This is a genomic window from Patulibacter defluvii, from assembly GCF_034096925.1.
Classification (GTDB): domain Bacteria; phylum Actinomycetota; class Thermoleophilia; order Solirubrobacterales; family Solirubrobacteraceae; genus Patulibacter; species Patulibacter defluvii.
Window position 1 is genome coordinate 13,291 of the sequence record NZ_JAWZSQ010000030.1, and the last position, 16,881, is coordinate 30,171.

The 16,881-nt window shown below is 73.5% G+C and carries 11 protein-coding genes; 3 read left to right on the forward strand and 8 right to left on the reverse strand.

Annotated features, from left to right (window positions below; all coding sequences use genetic code 11):
* Positions 1-23: 23 nt before the first annotated feature.
* From SH587_RS21940 to SH587_RS21960, 5 genes are all read right to left on the reverse strand, one after another.
* The gene (locus SH587_RS21940) at positions 24-1,412 is read right to left on the reverse strand and encodes an NtaA/DmoA family FMN-dependent monooxygenase (RefSeq protein WP_320672796.1); all 1,389 of its coding nucleotides are present in this window, start codon (positions 1,410-1,412) and stop codon (positions 24-26) included.
* 11 nt (positions 1,413-1,423) lie between these two features.
* On the reverse strand, positions 1,424-2,824 hold the full coding sequence (locus tag SH587_RS21945; protein ID WP_320672797.1) for an LLM class flavin-dependent oxidoreductase: 1,401 nt from the start codon (positions 2,822-2,824) through the stop codon (positions 1,424-1,426).
* On the reverse strand, positions 2,821-3,801 hold the full coding sequence (locus SH587_RS21950) for an ABC transporter substrate-binding protein (RefSeq protein ID WP_320672798.1): 981 nt from the start codon (positions 3,799-3,801) through the stop codon (positions 2,821-2,823). The genes SH587_RS21945 and SH587_RS21950 overlap by 4 nt, the downstream gene beginning before the upstream one ends.
* Positions 3,802-3,863: 62 nt before the next feature.
* Positions 3,864-4,745, reverse strand: a complete 882-nt coding sequence (locus SH587_RS21955) for an ABC transporter permease (protein WP_320672799.1) — start codon at positions 4,743-4,745, stop codon at positions 3,864-3,866.
* Positions 4,735-5,571: an ABC transporter ATP-binding protein gene (locus SH587_RS21960; RefSeq protein ID WP_320672800.1), complete on the reverse strand. Its 837-nt coding sequence runs from the start codon at positions 5,569-5,571 to the stop codon at positions 4,735-4,737. Before SH587_RS21960 ends, SH587_RS21955 begins: the two co-directional genes overlap by 11 nt.
* 211 nt (positions 5,572-5,782) lie before the next feature.
* On the opposite strand from SH587_RS21960, the gene SH587_RS21965 reads away from it, so the two are divergent.
* The 3 genes from SH587_RS21965 to SH587_RS21975 all read left to right on the forward strand — a co-directional run bounded on the left by SH587_RS21965 (position 5,783) and on the right by SH587_RS21975 (position 7,161).
* Entirely contained in the window at positions 5,783-6,421 is a 639-nt protein-coding gene (locus tag SH587_RS21965) for a DUF4178 domain-containing protein (protein ID WP_320672801.1), read from the forward strand.
* 94 nt (positions 6,422-6,515) lie between these two features.
* On the forward strand, positions 6,516-6,734 hold the full coding sequence (locus tag SH587_RS21970) for a hypothetical protein (RefSeq protein WP_320672802.1): 219 nt from the start codon (positions 6,516-6,518) through the stop codon (positions 6,732-6,734).
* Entirely contained in the window at positions 6,721-7,161 is a 441-nt protein-coding gene (locus tag SH587_RS21975; RefSeq protein ID WP_320672803.1) for a PIN domain-containing protein, read from the forward strand. The genes SH587_RS21970 and SH587_RS21975 overlap by 14 nt, the downstream gene beginning before the upstream one ends.
* 61 nt (positions 7,162-7,222) lie before the next feature.
* On the opposite strand, the gene SH587_RS21980 is transcribed toward SH587_RS21975, so the two are convergent.
* The 3 genes from SH587_RS21980 to SH587_RS21990 all read right to left on the reverse strand — a co-directional run bounded on the left by SH587_RS21980 (position 7,223) and on the right by SH587_RS21990 (position 16,027).
* Entirely contained in the window at positions 7,223-10,237 is a 3,015-nt protein-coding gene (locus SH587_RS21980) for a hypothetical protein (RefSeq protein WP_320672804.1), read from the reverse strand.
* Positions 10,237-12,372 carry a hypothetical protein gene (locus SH587_RS21985; protein WP_320672805.1) on the reverse strand — a complete coding sequence of 712 codons (2,136 nt, stop codon included), beginning with the start codon at positions 12,370-12,372 and terminating at the stop codon, positions 10,237-10,239. Before SH587_RS21985 ends, SH587_RS21980 begins: the two co-directional genes overlap by 1 nt.
* A 217-nt stretch (positions 12,373-12,589) precedes the next feature.
* Complete coding sequence (locus tag SH587_RS21990) at positions 12,590-16,027, reverse strand: hypothetical protein (RefSeq protein WP_320672806.1); 3,438 nt, start codon at positions 16,025-16,027, stop codon at positions 12,590-12,592.
* Positions 16,028-16,881: the final 854 nt, after the last annotated feature.

Consider the following 16,881-nt stretch of genomic DNA (forward strand, 5'->3'; position numbering starts at 1 on the left):
CGAACCATTGACAAACTTTCTTGTCAAGGGCGGGAGACGAGCGCGGCCCGCCGTCCCGGGTGGTCGTCGGGCAGCAGCGGACCGGCACCGAACAGCTGCTCGCGGAGGGTCCCCCGGCGCGGCTCGGCCGGCAGCCGTCCCCGCCGGCGCAGCTCCGGCACCACCTGCTCGGCGAACTCGGCGACGCTCCGCTCACGGACCATGTAGGCGACGTTGAAGCCGTCGACGTCGGCCTCCTCCACGTAGCGATCGAGCACGTCGGCGACCTGCTCCGGCGTCCCGACCGTCACGTTGCCCTCGCCGCCGAAGGCGTACATCCGCAGCAGGTCGCGGACGGTGAACCGCCGCCCCTCGGCCGCCTGCCGCCGCTTCAGGTAGTCGCCGGTGTGCTGGCTGCTGGCGCCCTCGACGACCAGCGTCGCCAGGTCCAGCGGCTCCTCCGGGTCGCGGCCGCGGACGTCGATCCCCGCCCACTGCTGGAGGATCACCACGGCCGACTGCTCGTCGTGGTGGTCGACGTAGTCCTCGTAGCGGCGCCGGGCCTCCTCCTCGGTCCCGCCCAGCACCGGGATGATCCGGGGCAGGAACTTCAGCCGCGACCCGTCGCGCCCGAGCCCGTCGGCCCGCCGGCGGACGTCGGCCACCAGGTAGCCGGTCTCCTCGATCGAGTTCGCGTTCAGGTAGACGCACTCGGCGTGGGTGGCGGCGAAGCGGCGCCCGCGGTCCGACGACCCGGCCTGGAACAGCACCGGCGTCCGCTGCGGCGAGGGCTCGGCCAGGTGCGGCGCGCGGACCCGGAACCAGGGACCCTCGTGGTCGACCTCGTGGACCAGCTCGGGGTCGACGTAGACCCCGCGCTGCGGGTCGCGCAGCACCGCCCCGTCCTCCCAGCTGGCGTTCCAGAGCGCGTAGGCCGCGGCCAGGAACGCGTCGCCGCGGTCGTAGCGGTCGTCGTGGGGCAGCTGGTCGTCGAGCCCGTGGTTGAGCGCCGCCGCCCGCACGTTGTTCGCCACCACGTTCCACCCGATCCGGCCGTCGGTCAGGTGGTCGAGGGTGGTGAACTTGCGCGCCAGCGGATACGGGTGGTCGTAGCTGATCGACGACGTGACCGTGAAGCCCAGGTGCTCGGTGACCGCCGCCATCAGCGGGATCAGGTAGGCCGGGTCGAGCCGCGGGACGCCGCCGCTGCGCAGGTGGTGGTCGCGGGCCTCGGGGCTGTCCGCGCGCAGGGCCGGAGTGTCGGCGAAGAAGATCGCGTCGAACCCGCCGGCCTCCAGCGTCCGCGCCAGCCGCTCCCAGTAGCGCGGGTCCTCGTTCAGCCGCGGCGGGAAGTCGGGGTGGTTCCAGAGCCCGCTGTCGGCGGCCGGGCCGCCCTGCTCGACGAGGGTCAGGTGGATCTGCTTGGTCGCCATGCTCGCTCCTCTCAGGACGCGGTCGCCGCGTCGGTCCGGTCGCGCCGCCAGCCCGCGCGGTCGGCGATCGCGCGGCCGGGGTGGTCGTCGCGCAGGTGGGGCCCGCCGCCGGCGAGCTTCTCGCGCAGGGTGCCGGGCCCGTACTCGCGCTGGACCAGGCCGCGGCGCTGCAGCTCGGGGACGACGTGCTCGGCGAACGCCGCGACCGTCCCGGGCTGGATCACCGACGCGATGTTGAAGCCGTCGACGCCGGTCTGCTCGACGTAGCGCTCGATCTCGTCGGCGATCGAGGTCGGACCGCCGATCGTCAGCGCGCTGGTGCCGAAGGCGAAGACGCTGGCCAGCTCGTCGACCGACCAGCCGCCGTTCGGCCGCGTCCGCCGCAGCGACTCGACCAGCCCGCGCTGGTCGGCCTTCTCCACGAACGCCAGCAGCCGGTCCTCGCCGACCTCGGCGAAGTCGAGCCCGGTCCACGCCCCGAGCAGGGTGAAGATCCCCTCGGTCGACGAGTAGCGCAGGAAGTCGTCGTAGCGCTCGCGGGCCTCCTCGTCGCTGGCGGCGGCGATCGGCGTCAGCTTCGGGAAGAAGAGCACCGACGCCGGGTCGCGCCCCAGCCGCTCGGCGCGGCCGCGGATGTCGTCGACGATGAACTTCGTCGCCGCCGCGGTCGGGGTGTTGAGGAAGATCGCCTCGGCGTGGGTGGCGGCGAATTCGCGTCCGCGCTCGGACGACCCGGCCTGGAACAGGAACGGCGTCCGCTGCGGGGTCGGGCCCAGCAGATGCGGACCGGGCAGCGAGAACCACGGCCCGACGTGGTCGATCTGGTGGACCTTGTCCGGGTCGGTGTGGACCCGGCCCTCGCGGTCGAGGACGATCGCGTCGTCCTCCCACGAGGACTCCCAGAGCGCGTAGGCCGCGGCCAGGAAGTCGTCGCCGCGGTCGTAGCGCTCCTGGGCGGGGACCTCGTCGGCGTGGCCGTGGGCGCGGGCGGCGCTGGCCAGGTTCGAGGTCACGACGTTCCAGCCGACCCGCCCGCCGGTCAGGACGTCGAGCGTCGAGAGCCGCCGCGCGACCGGGTAGGGCTGGTCGTAGGTGGTCGAGACGGTGACCGCGAACCCGAGGTGCTCGGTGACCGCCGCCATCGCCGGGATCAGGTAGGTGGGGTCGTTCAGCGGCACCTGGATCGCCTGCCGCAGGGCCGGCGCCGGGCTGGCCTGGTGGACGTCGTAGAGCCCGAGCATGTCGGCGAAGAAGATCGCGTCGAAGCGGGCCTCCTCCAGCGTCCGGGCGAGCGCCCGCCAGTGGCGCAGCGACGTGTACTCGTGGGCCCGCTCCTCGGGGTGGGCCCAGAGGCCCGGCGAGACGGTCGGGCCGTTGACGGTGACGGCGTTGAGCCGGATCCGGGCGCTCATCGCTGCGGCAGGAACTCGGTGGTGAACGCCTTGCGGACGTCGGCCGGCTTGCCGATCGCGCCCGCCTTCAGCAGCAGGTCGGCGGTCGCCTGCCAGCGCGCGGCCGTGGTCCAGCCGAAGCCGTGGGTCTCGGCGTCGCCGGTCCAGATGAACGGCTTCTGGGCCTCGCCCTCGGCCTTCAGGTCCTCGACCGTGCGGCCCTTGGCGTTGCGCGCCAGCACCGCGCTGACCTCGTCGTCGTGGTCGCGGTAGCGCTCCCAGCCCTGGACGGTCGCGGCGACCACGTCGCGGACCAGGTCGGGGTGGTCGCGGATCTCGCGCTCGGTGGTGAAGAGGACGCTGCCGTAGCCGATCCCCTCCGGGTTCTCGAGCACGTCGACGTCGACGCCCTGGGCCTTCAGCTGGGCCGGGCTCGAGGTGACGTAGCCCTGCGCGACCGCCCGCTCGTCCTTGGCGAAGGGCGCGTACGAGCCGGCGAACTGGCGGTCCTTGACGTCGTCCAGGCCGTACTTCTTCTTCTGGTACTGCCAGACCGGCGCGCCGATCTGGGTGTAGACGGTGCGGCCGTTGAGGTCGCGGTAGCTGCGGATCGGCTGGCCGCGGTGGTACAGCAGCACCGCCGGGCTCTTCTGCAGCGTCGCCGCCAGCGCCACGATCGGCACGCCCTTGTCGCGGGCCTGGAGGATGTTCTCCGCGGTCTCGAGGCCGAACTGGGCCTTGCCGCCGCCGACGATCTGGATCGACGTCGCCTGGGCGCTGCCGGGCTGGATCGTCAGCTCGATTCCGCGGTCGCGGTAGTAGCCGGCGTCCTGGGCCGCGTAGGGCCCGCCGTTCGAGGGCTGGGCGAACCAGTCGAGCGCCAGGGTCGCGCGGCGCGGTCCGCCGTCGGCCGCGCCGTCGCCGTCGTCTCCCCCGCAGGCGGCGAGGCCGAGGGCGACCCCGACGGCCAGCAGCAGGGGCAGGATGCGGTGCTTCATGGTGGTCCTTCCGGGAGGGGTCGACCGGCGGGCGCCGATCGGGGTCGGGGTCGGGCGGGCGCTCATCGCTCCACCCGCAGCTCGGACTCGTGCCACGACCCGAGCAGCAGCCGCGAGAGCCCGTTGACGAGCTGGAAGAAGGCGATGCCGAGGATCGACGCGGCGATCCCGGCGGCGAACAGGTAGGCGGTCTCCAGCCGGATCGCCGACTGGGTGATCGCGTAGCCCAGGCCGGCCTCGCCGTTGCCGATCCCGGCGATGTACTCGCCGACGATCGCGCCGACCACGGCGAGGGTGCTGGAGACGCGCAGGCCGGAGACGACGTACGGCAGCGCCGCGGGCACCCGCAGCCGCCAGAGCGTCTGCCAGCGGCCGGCGTCGTAGAGCGCGAAGAGGTCGGTCAGCCGGTGGTCGGTCGCCCGCAGCCCGGTCAGCGTGCTGGAGAGGACCGGGAAGAAGCCCATGATCGCGGCGATCACCACCACCGACGTGATCGAGGCGCCGAACCAGATCACGATCAGCGGCGCGGTCGCGACCACCGGGATCGTCTGGAGCACGATCGCGTAGGGGTAGACGCTGCGCTCCAGCGTCCGCGAGCTGGCGAGGGCGATCGCGCCGAGGATCCCGAGCGCGCCGCTGACCACGAACGCGGTCACCGCCTCGCGGGCGGTCGTCAGCAGCGAGGTCAGCAGGTCGGAGGCGTTGTCGCGGGCGGCGGCGGCGACGTCGGTCGGGGCCGGCACCAGGTACTTCGGGACGTCGCCCCAGCGGGTGATCGCCTGCCACGCGAGCAGCACCACGACCAGCACCAGCAGCGGCGGCAGCGCCCGCCGGAGGCCGCGGGCGAGCAGGCGGGGGGCGCGGCCGGCGGCGGCGCGGAGGGCGTGGCCGCCGGCCGTCGTCGTCGCGGGGGCCTCGCCGCGGGCCAGCACGTCACTCGACACGGTCGGCCTCGCTTCCCGCGCCGACCGGCAGCGCGCCGGCCTGCAACCGCTCGCCGACCGCGGCGACCGCGGCGCTGAAGGCGGGCGAGGTCCGGAAGCCGGCGTCGCGCGGATACGGCTCGGGGACGGTCAGCTCGGCGGCGATCCGGCCCGGGCGCGGCGCCATCACCGCGATCCGCGTCGACAGGTAGACCGCCTCGAAGACGTTGTGGGTGACGAAGAGGACGGTCATCTCGTCGGCCTGGCTCCAGATCCGCAGCAGCTCGCCCTGGAGCGCCTGGCGGGTGATCTCGTCGAGCGCCCCGAACGGCTCGTCCATCAGCAGCAGCCGCGGCCGCGAGACGAGCGCGCGGGCGATCGAGACCCGCATCCGCATCCCGCCCGAGAGCTGGCGGGGCAGGTCGCGGTGGTGGCCGGCGAGGTCGACCAGCTCGAGCGCGCGGTCGGCGGCGGCGCGGCGTTCGCGGCGCCCGAGTCCGCGCAGCCGCAGCGGCAGGGCGACGTTGTCGCGGACGCTGGCCCACGGCAGCAGGGTCGGCTCCTGGAAGACGTAGGCGACGTCGCCGTCGCGGCGGGCGCGCTGCGGCGGCTGGCCCATCACCGCGACCGCGCCGCGGCTGGGGTCGGCGAGGCCGGCGATCAGGCGGAAGACGGTCGACTTGCCGCAGCCGGAGGGGCCGACGAACGAGACCAGCTCGCCGGGCGCGACGGTCAGGTCGACGGCGTCGAGCGCGGCGGTGCCGTTGGCGAAGGTCTTGCCGACGCCGTCGAGGGCGACGACCGGCGGGGCGCCGTCGGGCAGGGAGGGGCGGGCAGGGGTGCGCATGCGTGGCTCGGTGTCGTCCTTCACCCAGTCCCCCGTCGGACGGCCGACGGCTGATGCACGTGCACGAGCGATCGCCGTGGGGGCGGTCGCGGAGTGGTCGTTCCCGCGGCTCCGGAAACCCGGCCCGCGGAAACTCTTATTCCTGATCCGGATTTATAGCATAGCCCCTGGGGCGGGTCGCGACGAAGTCCCTGGCCTATGCTCGACGGCGATGCTGCTCGGGATCGTCGTCGCAGTCCTGGCCGTGGTCGCGGCGGCGAGCTTCGTGCTCGCGCTGCGGCAGTCGACCCGGGCCGAGCGCAACGGCGAGCTGCCCGAGGGACGGGCCGGGATCGCCTCGCACGTCGAGCGGCTGCAGGTCGGTGCCCGCGTCGACTGCGACGACCGCGCCTGGAGCGTCCGCGGCGTCCAGCGGATCGCCGCCGCCGAGGGCGCCCGGGCCTGGGCCGCGTGGCACCTGGAGGACAAGCGCCAGCGGGCGCTGCTGGCCGTCGACGACGCCGACCCTCGCCACGTGGTGCTGTCGGTCGGCGCCGAGGACAGCGCCGCGCTCGACCCCCACGCCCGGCCGCTGCGCTGGCGCGAGCTGGAGTGGCGCCCGCTCGACGAGCTGACGGCCGCCCCGACCCCCGCCGCCGGCGAGGGTGAGCGCGCGCTCTGGCAGGACGAGGAGCCGGTGCCGCCGTCGACGACGGTCGAGCGGGTCTCGTTCGCCAACCCGGAGCTGCCCCGCCGCCGGCTGACCTTCCTGCGCGAGGCCGGCCGCGACGGCTGGGCCGTGTGGATCGGCGACCAGCTGCCGATCGCGATGGTCGACGTCTACCCGCCCTACGCCGGCGCGGAGAGTTGACACGCATTACGCACGCAGTTGGCGCATTCATATGTAGAGACTCCACGGATTCCTACGCTAGTTTCGCTTCATGACGTACGCTGGGCTGGTGCCCATGAAGCGGACCTCCCTGATCCTCGACACCGACCTGGTCGCCCAGGCCGGCGCGGCGATCGGCAGCAGCCGCACCACCGACACCGTCCGGGTGGCACTCGAGCGGGTCGTCCGCGAGGCGGCGGTCGAGCGGCTGCTGGCCTGGGAGCTGCCCGACGACGCCTTCGAGCGCTTCGCCCGTCGCCGCGACGCCGATCCGATGACCGATGTCGACGGCTGAGCCGCTCTACCTGGCCGACACCAGCGCCTGGGTCAAGACCCGCCAGCGGTCGACCCCCAGCGCCGTCCGCGAGCGGTTCGCGACCCTCGTGCGCGCCGGCCGGATCCTGATCTGCGACGTCGTGGCCCTGGAGCTGCTGCACCACGAGGACCGGCCGGAGCGGTTCCGCCAGCGGCGGGCCGACCTCGGCGTCCTGGCCCGGGCCGCGACGAACGACAGCGCCACGGCTCGTGCGGTCGAGGTGATGGAGCTGCTCGCCACTCGTGGCGGCGGCGCCCACCGCGGACCGTCGACGGCGGACTACCTGGTCGCGGCGGCCGCCGAGCTGGCCGGCGCGACCGTCCTCCACTACGACCGCGACTACGACGCGATCGCCGCCGTCACCGGGCAGCCGGTGGCCTGGCTGGCGCCGCGCGGGACGATCTAGCGCCGACGGTGGCCGGGCGGGCGGTGACCATCGTCCGGCCACCGCCCGCCCGCTCCATGGCTCAGCGCTTCCTCGCGCGGCGGGCCGGCTTGACCGTGACCGTGCGGGTCACCGTCCGCGCCTTCCCGACCTTCGGGGCGAACCGCACCCGGATCTTCACCTTCACCGCGCGACCACGGGCCAGCTTGCGCACGCTCGCCCGCTTCAACGACGCCGCGATCGTGGCGCGATCGGCCGAGCGGATCTTGCGCTTGGCCGACGCGAGGCCGCTGCCGCTCAGCTGCAGCGTGCCCGCCCCGATCCCGGAGACGCGGGCACTGATCCGCCGCTGACTGCTGGTGGTGCTGGTGATCGCGAAACCGCAACCCGGAACCGCAGCCGCGATCCGCGCCGACTGCTCACCCCCGGTATGGCCACTGAACGTCACGTCGGCGAGCTTCGCCTGCGGGCAGACGCCCTTCGCCGTCTGCAGCACCGAACCGCTGCCGGCCTTCAGGCTCATCCGGAAGCGCTTGATCGGCGCGTCCGGGATCTCGGCGAAGTCCGCGATCAGCCGCTGTGGGGTCGTCCGCGTGATCGACGAGGTCGCCCGCAGATCCAACGGCACGCCCTCGCCGTCGAGCTTCACGTACAGGCCCGGCAGCGTCTTCACCACCTTGCCGTCCTGGATCCGCTCGCCACGGACGAAGTAGATCGGGCCCTTCAACGGCTCGTGCAGCGCGGGGGTCTCGGCCTCCGCCCACCCGACCTGACTGCTCTCCGGGCACGACCGCGCCGCCGCCTGCGCCGGCTCGCAGAGTGCGCCCGGCTTGTTGGCGTTGGCCGTGTTCAACGCCACGCTCTCCGGCAGCGTCACCCGCACCTGCCGCAAGCCGGACTGGCCGGGCGTCTGCGTCAGCTCGGCCTCGACCCCGGGCGCACCGAACTTGCCGAGCTGCGAGGCGTTGCCGGTCAGCGTCATCGACAGCGTCGGACGCAACGGCACCCGATCGCAGCCCTGCGCCTGGTAGCGGACCGCGGGAGCGGCGGTCGCGCCCGCGGTGCTGGTCAGCGTCGAGCCGATCTGCATCGGCTGGCAGCTGGTCGCGTTGAACGTGAAGCCGGGCCGATCGAGCTCGATCTGGACCCGCTGCAGGTGCAGCGGCACCCCGCCGACGATCGTCGGCAGCGGATCGGAGACCACCGATGCCTTCGCGTGGTTGGCGTCGACCAGCAGCCGCGACCGCACCACGACCAGGCCGAGGTCGAACGGGCCGGCCTTCGCCGGCACCGCGATCGAGAGGCTGAACGGCGCACCCTTGTAGGGACCGCCGAGGTAGACCGGCCCACCGAGCGAGTAGGGGGACGCCCCGGTGCCGGCGGCGACCGTCGCCGTGCCGATCCGCGAACCGGCGTCGCAGCTGCCGGCGGCGGCCTGCGGCTCCGGGCAGAGCGGCACGCTGCCGAGGGCCGCGAGCAGCCCCGACGGCAGGTCGAGCCCGATCTGCGACAGATCCTGATCGCCGTCGGCCCGCTGGACGGTTACCGCGAACGGCGAGAACTGGCCGGCCAGCGGACTGGCGGTGCCGGCGGTCAGACTCGGCGCGAAGCTGCCGGTCGGGCACCCCTGGTCGATGGTGAAGGTCGCATCCGCGGTCTTCGCCAGATCGGTCCAGGCCGTGGCCGCCAGGCTGGCGCGCTTCTCGCCGCAGGTCATCGGGTTGACCAGCGCGGCCTTGTCGCCGCCGTCGAGCCGCAGCGACAGCCGCGAGAACGGCATCTGCGGGTTGTCGGCGAAGACGGTCGTCAGCTGCCCGGTCCGCGGATCGGCCTTGATCCGCCCGACCAACTTGATCCGCACCCCGCTGACCGGGTCGTGCCCGACGACGAACATCCGGTACATGTCGCCCGAGGCCGGGTCCTGCGACCGCTGCTCCGCCATGTAGACGCTGCCGGTCAGCGGATCGGGCAGCAGCGGCGTGTCGATCCGCACCTCGCCGACCCGACTGGCCGCCGGGCACGCCTCCGCGCCGTCCGCGCCCGCGCCGAGCTGCGCGTCGGTGCAGACGTCCAGGCCCCGCGCCCGGCCCGGCGAGATCGCCACGCCCTCCGGCAACGTCACCGTCGCATCACGCACCTGCGCCGTGGTCAGGTCGTCCGGACCCTCCTGCTGGGGCACGCTCAGATCGACCGTGTAGCCCGACGGCTGACCGGCGGCCTTCGTGTCGGGCTGGACCGCCAGCGTCGGCGCGAACGGCAGCTGGTCGCAGCCGCTCAGCCCGTCGCTGACCCGCACGTCCTCCCGGACCGTGTGCTCGGGCTGCTGCCAGGAGCGGAGGTCGATGGTGGCGTCCAGCGGTGTGCCGCAGCGCGTCGGCGCCCACATGAACGGCAGCCGCGGGCCGGGGCCGGGCACGCCGTAGGTCATGTTGTTCGTGGCGTCGGCCATCAACGGGCCGTCGCCGTTGTGATCAGCCGGCACGCCCCACAGCGTCAGCTCCTGGCGGAAGAGCGCCACCGCGTTGGAGACCCCGGTCGCGCCCGACGCCAGCCGGTAGCCGCCGTCGGCGGTGACCCGGGCGTCGAGGATGATCGAGATGCCCGTGATCTTGAACCCGAGCCGGGCCGCGACGCCCTTCGGCGCCTGCAGCCGGAAGACCAGCGCCCGGCTGAGCGCCCCTCCGGGCGGGCGGCTCGGTCGCGTGCTCAGCCAGACGTCGGCCGTGCCGATCATCGTCTCGCGCGGGCACTGCTCGGTGTCCTTCGCCGTCTCGAGGCAGATCGGCGTCGCCCGCAGGCTGCCGATCAGGCCCGGCGGCAGCCGCACGTCGACGTCCCGCAGCGATCCGGCGGGCATGACGTTGCCGGACCGGTCCGGCTCCGTGGTGGCCACCTGGAACCCGACCCGCAGGTCGGGGTGGGCACCGGCCTGCGACTGCGGCGTCTCGTCCGGAGCCAGCAGCTGCACCTTCGCCGTGCCCGGCTGGATGCCGAACTCGACCGCGTCGGCCGCGGCCGGGACCGCCGCGACGCCGGCGGTGGCCAGGACGGCGACGAGCCAGCGGCGGGTCGCCCGGGGGGTGATCGTGGCGCGCATCAGGCGGCCTTCCTCGTCGTCCGCTTGATCGTCAGGGTGGTTGCGGCGCTGCTGGTCGCGCCGGCCTTCGGCGTCAACCGCACCCGCATCCGCACCGCCAGCCGACCGCGACGCGCGACCGCGCGCCGGGCTTTGGTCGTCAACCGCACCGTCACCGCGTAGGTCCCGGCTCGCGACGCCTTGCGCGAGGTCCGCCGGAGACCGTTGCCGGTGATCCGGATCGTGCCCGCGACGCGGACGCGGACCCGCAGCGCGATCGCCATCGTCGTCGCGCGGCGGCTGACGACCCTCGGCTTCGGGGTCGGCGCGAAGGCCGGCGAACGCTCGCCGACGCTCAACGGCGCGTCCTGCTGGCTGCCGACGGCGGCCTGCGGCGTCGGGCCACCGCGGTCGGGCGGCGCTGGCGGCTCGCAGTCGCTGCACCCGGGCTCGGGCGGGAACCCTCCCCCGCGCCGGAAGCTGTACAGGTCGAGCACCGGATAGTCCTGGTCCTGCGGCACCAGCGACTGCGCCGTGACCACGAAGACGTCGGTCCCGTCCGGCGATGCGCCGGCGAACCGCGCATCGTCCTTCTCCGTACCCGCGGCCAGCAGCCGCACCTGCCCGTCGCGGTACTCGTAGACGCTCTTCGGTCCCTCGGGCGCCCCGGGCGCCAGCGCGGCCGTGCTCATGAAGAAGAACGATCCGTCGTCCGTGAAGCTGCTCGAGCCGGGGCCGCTACGGGCGTCGAGGAACCCGAACTCGCCCGCGGAGAACTCCGCCTCGCCGCCGGAGGACGCGCCCGGGCGGCAGGAGACGCAGGTCAGCGACCCGTCCGGCTCGTCGGTGGCGTCGTAGACGTACATCTGCCGACCGGCGTAGCCGTCGTCGAGCCCCTTGTCGCTGAGGAACGCCACGCGCTTCCCGTCGCGCGCCACCGACGCTCGCAGATCGCCGGCCGGAATCGCGTTGCGAACGACCTCTCGCGCGCCCCGGTCGTCGATCAGCCAGATGCTCCGATCGACGCCCACTTCGGACGGACCGGCGACGTAGATCCGCCGCAGATCGCGATCGGCTCCCAGCACGTCGTCGACCGGGCCGCTCGGGTAGAGGTACCGCAGGCTGTCCAGGACCGGGTCGTACTCGTAGAGCCCGGCCTCACCGTCCGGCGCGCCGTCGGTCATCGGCTGCTCGCAGCTGAACAGGGCTCGCCGCCCGTCCGGGGCGAGGCCGAGGAAGCCGCCGTCGCAGACGGTGCCCGGCGGGTCGCCGTCGCGGCGCGAGCGGTTGGCGACGACCGTGTCGGCGTCCGGCCGCAGCGCATTGCGGCGGACGTAGAGCTCGCGGCTGCGACTGCCGTCCTCGTTCGCGGCGAAGACGACCGTCTGGCCGTCGTCGCTCATGCCCTGGCGGACCGGAATCACCCCGCCGCCGAAGACGTTCCCGTCGGGGTCGACGTCGACCGGCACCGTGCGGTCGCCGTCGCGCACGTACAGGCGGGCGGTCGCCCCGCTGAGGTCGACGCCGGACAGCAGCAGTCGCTGGACATCGGCCGACGCCGCGACCAGCCGCGTGTGGCCGAGCGTCCCGTCCGGCGCCAACGTATCCGGGGACAGCCAGCTGACCGCCCCGCCCGCGCCGACCCGGTAGACCTTGGACACCGGCTGCTTGCCGCCGCGAACCGGCGGCTCCTGGTCGGGAGCCGCGGGATCGAACGGGTAGGTCGTCGTCTCGATCAGGTTGTCGAGCTGGGGGTCGGCCCCGCCGAAGTCCGGCGCCTCGGTGTTGAGCGGCGCGCGCCCGATCAGGCGCGGCTGCATCCCGACCGTGTTCCACCCGTAGGTGCCGCGACGTGCCCGGTAGAAGGCGATGCCAGTGCTGTTCTGCACGTCCGCGAACGCCCCGAGCGACCGGAACAGGACGCCGCTCCCGCCGTCGGCCACCTGCAGCACCGCGTCGGCCGACTGGCCGTGCTTCTCCGCCGGCGACACCTGCTCGACGACCCGGTCGGTCGCGGCCGCCGCCGGCGTCGGCCGCGGTCCGAGGGTGGCGGCCGCGCTCGCCGACCCGGCCGGGATCGCCGTCACGGCGCCGGCCAGCAGCAGACCCGTCCAAGCCGCCGTTGAACGGCGACGTCTCGTGCTCTTCGCCCGCATGGGCTCCCTCTCTCGCTGTTCTCTCCCGCTCCGTGCCGACACCCCCCCAATGCCGTCACCGAGCCTGTTCCAGGCAATGCGTCGTGCATGATCGCCACGACTCCGAGGGACGCTAGGACCCGAGTCCGTTTCCGGATAGGCCAGGTTGGATATGCCCAATCTGGATAGTGAGCGTTATCGGAACGGGGTGGGCGACCGTCGCCCACCCCGTTCGCGGTCAGCGCTTCTTGGCGCGGCGGGCCGGCTTGACCGTGACCGTCCGGGTCACGGTCCGCGCCTTCCCGACCGTCGGGGCGAACCGCACCCGGATCTTCACCTTCACCGCCCGACCACGGGCGAGCTTGCGCACGCTCGCCCGCTTCAACGACGCCGCGATCGTGGCGCGATCGGCCGAACGGATCTTGCGCTTGGCCGACGCGATCCCGCCGCCGCTCAGTCGCAGCGTGCCCGCCCCGATCCCGGAGACGCGGACGCTGATCCGCCGCTGACTGCTGGCCGTGCTGGCGATCGCCAGACCGCAGCCGGGAGCCGTCGTCTTGATCAGCGCGCGCTGCTCACCGCCGGTGTGGCCCTGGTAGCCGACCTCCGCCGTCTTGCCCTGTGCGCAGACCCCGCCAGCGGTCTGCAGCACCGCGCCGGGCCCGGGCTTCAGGCTCATCCGGAAGCGCTTGATCGGCGCATCCGGGATCTCGCTGAACGTCGCCACCAGCCGCTGAGGGCTCGTCCGGGTGAACGACGAGGTCGCCCGCAGGTCCAACGACACGCCCTCGCCGTCGAGCTTCAGGTACAGGCCCGGGGTGGTCTTGACGACCTTGCCGTCCTGGATCCGCTCGCCCCGGAGGAAGTAGATCGGGCCCTTCAACGGCTCGTGCAGGGCCGGCGTCTCCGCTTCCGCCCACCCAACCTGGCTGCTCTCCGGACAGGACCGCGCCGCGGCCTGGTCCGGCTCGCAGAGCGCGCCGGGCTTGTTGGCGTTGGCGGTGTTCAGGGCCAGGCTCTCGGGCAGCGTCACCCGCACCTGCCGCAGCCCGGACTGGCCGAACGCGTACGTCAGGTCCGCGTCGATACCGGGAGCCCCGAACTTGCCCAGCTGCGACCCGCTGCCGGTGACGGTCATCGCCAGCTGGGGACGCAACGGCACCCGATCGCAGCCCTGGGCCTGGTACCGCACGGCCGGCGCCGCGGTGGCGCCCGTCGCACTCGTCAGGGTCGAGCCGATCTGCATCGGCTCGCAGCTGGTCGCGTTGAACGTGAACCCCGGCCGGTCGAGGGCGATGTGAACCCGCTGCAGATGCAACGGCACCCCACCGACGATCGTCGGCAACGGATCCGAGACCACCGACGCCTTCGCGTGGTTCGCGTCCACCAGCAACCGCGACCGCACCACCACCGTGCCGAGATCGAACGGACCGGCCTTCGCCGGGACCACGATCGAGAGACTGAACGGCGCACCCTCGTAGGGGCCGCCGAGGAACACCTGGCCCCCCAGCGAGTACGGCGACGCGCCCGTCCCGGCGGCGACCGTCGCGCCCCCGATCCGCGAACCCGCGTCGCAGGTCCCGGCCGCGGCCTGCGCCTCGGGGCAGAGCGGCACGCTGCCGAGCGCCGCCAGCAGCCCCGACGGCAGATCGAGCCCGATCCGCGACAGGTCCTGATCGCCGTCAGCGCGCTGGATCGTCACGTTGAACGGGGAGAACTGGGCCGCCAACGGATTCTCGGTGCCAGCCGCCAGGCTCGGCGCGAAGCTGCCGGTCGGACAGCCCTGGTCGATCGCGAAGCTGGAGGCCGCCGTCTTCGACGCCGCCGACCAGGCGGTGGCCGCCAGATCGGCGCGCTTCTCGCCACAGGTCGTCGGATTGACCAACGCGGCCTTGTCCCCGCCGTCCAACCGCAGCGACAGCCGCGAGAACGGCAACTCCGGATTCTCCGCGAAGGTGGTCGTCAGCTGCCCGGTCCGCGGATCGGCCTTGATCCGCCCGACCAGCTTCACCCGCACACCGATGGCCGGGTCGTTGGCGACGACGAAGATCCGGTACATCTCGCCGGACGCGGGATCCTGCGACCGCTGCTGGCCCATGTAGACCGCGCCGGCCAGCGGATCCGACAGCAACGGCGAATCGATCCGCACCTCACCGACCCGACTCGCCGCCGGGCACGTCTCCTGGTCGTTAGTGCCGAGGCCGAGCTGCGCGTCGGTGCAGACGTCCAGGCCCCGTGCGCGGCCGGGCGAGATCGCCACGCCCTCCGGCAGCGTGACCGTCGCGTCCCGCACCTGCGCCGTGGTCCGGTCGTCGGGGCCCTCCTGCTGGGGCACGTCGACGTCGACCGTGTAGCCCGACGGCTGGCCCGCCTGGCGCGAATCCGGTCGGACCGACAGGGTCGGGGCGAACGGGAGCTGATCGCAGCCCGTCAGGCCGTCGCTGATCCGCACGTCCTCGCTGACGGCGCGATCCGGCTCCTGCCAAGAACTGATGCTGATCTTGCCATCCAGCGGCACATCGCACCGCGTCGGGCCCCAGATGAACGGTCGCCGCGGACCCGGGCCGGGGCCGCCGTACATCACGCCATTGAAGCCCCGGAGCGGCCCTTCGCCGTTGTGGTCCGCCGGCACGCCCCACAGGGTCAGCGTCTGGTCGTAGAACAGGGCCGCCGTGGGAATGCCGCTGACGTCCGACACCAGGCGGTAGCCACCGTCCGCCGTGACCCGGACGTCCACGACGACCACGGCGTTGAGCACCTCGAACCCGAGCCGGGCGGCCACGCCCCTCGGTGCCGGCAGCCGGTACACCAGAGCCGGCGATGCCGGTCGCGGGTTCGGCGGGATCGCCCCACGGTCCCCCGTGGCGTACCGGAGGATCGCCACACCGACCATGGTCTCCCGCGGGCACTCACCTGCGGTGGTCTCGTCCGCGACGGTGAAGCAGACCGGGGTGGCCTTCAGGCTGCCGAGCACCCCGGGCGGCAGCTCGACGCGAACGTCCTTCAGGCTCCCCGTCGGCAGGACGGACCCGGTACTGGTCGGCGGGCTGGTCGTCACGCCAAAGCCCACTCTCAGGTCGGGGTGGGCGCCGGCCTGCTGCTGCTGCGTCCCGTCGGGCGCCAGCAGCTCGACCTTCGCCGTCCCCGGCTCGATGCCGAACTCGACGGCGTCGGCCGCGGCCGGAACCGCCGCGACGCCGGCCGCGGCCAGGGCGGCGACCAGCCAACGGCGGGCCGCCCGGGGGATGATCGTGGCGCGCATCAGCCGGCCTTCCTCGTCGTCCGCTTGATCGTCAACGTCGTCGTCGCGCTGCTGACGACACCGCTCTTCGGGGTCAACCGCACCCGCAACCGCACCGACAGCCGCCCCCGTCGCGCGACCGCGCGCCGCGCCTTGGACGTCAACCGCACCGTCACCGCGTAGGTCCCGGCCCGGGACGCCTTGCGCGTCGTGCGCTGCAGACCGTTGCCGGTGATCCGCAGCGTCCCGGCGACCCGAGCGCGCACCCGGACCACGACGGCCGTGCCCTTCGCACGCCGGCTGACGACCTTCGGCTTCGGCGTCGGCGCCAGCACCGGCGACCGCTCGCCGACACTCAACGGCGCATCTTGCTGGCTGTGGATCGGCCCTTCCGGAACCGGTCCACCCTGATCCGACGGCGCAGGCGGCTCGCAACCCGCACAGACCGGATCGGGCGGGAACCCGCCGCCACGCCGGAAGCTGTACAGATCCTGCACCGGCGCGTCGTCGTCCTGCGGCAGCAACGACTGCCGGGTCAGGACGAAGACGTCGGTCCCGCCCGGGGACGCGCCCGCGAACCGGGCGTCGCCCTGCGCCGACCCGGCGACCAAGAGCCGCACCTTCCCGTCGCGGTACTCGTAGACGCTCGCCGGCCCCTCCGGCGCCCCGGGCGTCAGCGCCGCCGTGCTCATGAAGAAGAACGAGGAGCCGTCGGCCGTGAAGCTGTCGGACATCGCGCCGAAGCGCTTCTCGATCGGCTCCGGGATGTCGCCCGTGCCGAAGAACGCCTCGCCGCCCGACGACGCTCCCGCCCGGCAGGAGACGCAGGTCAGCGACCCGTCCGGCCCGTCGGTGGCGTCGTAGACGTACATCTGCGGCCCGGCGTAGCCTCCGTCGAGGCCACGGTCGCTGATGAACGCCAGCCGCTCCCCGTTGCGTGACATCGACGACCGCGCCGTCCCGGGGGTCGACAGCGCGTCCGGAACGACCATCCGCGACCCGCGGTCGTCGGTCAGCCACAGGTCGCCGGAGTCCGAGGCCGCGTAGCCCCGACGCAGCTCCCGATCGGCGCCCAAGCCGTGGCTGGCGCCCGGCCCGAGGTAGCGCAGATCGTCGGTCGCCACGCGGTACTCGTACAGCCCTCCGCTGGCGGGCGCACCGTCCGCCAGCGGCTCACCAGCGGCCAACCACAGCCGCGCACCGTCGGCCGACATCCCGACCAGCGAGCCGCTCGGGCTGGCGATCACGGTCGAGGCGTTCGGCCGCAGGGCGTCGCGCCGGACATAGAG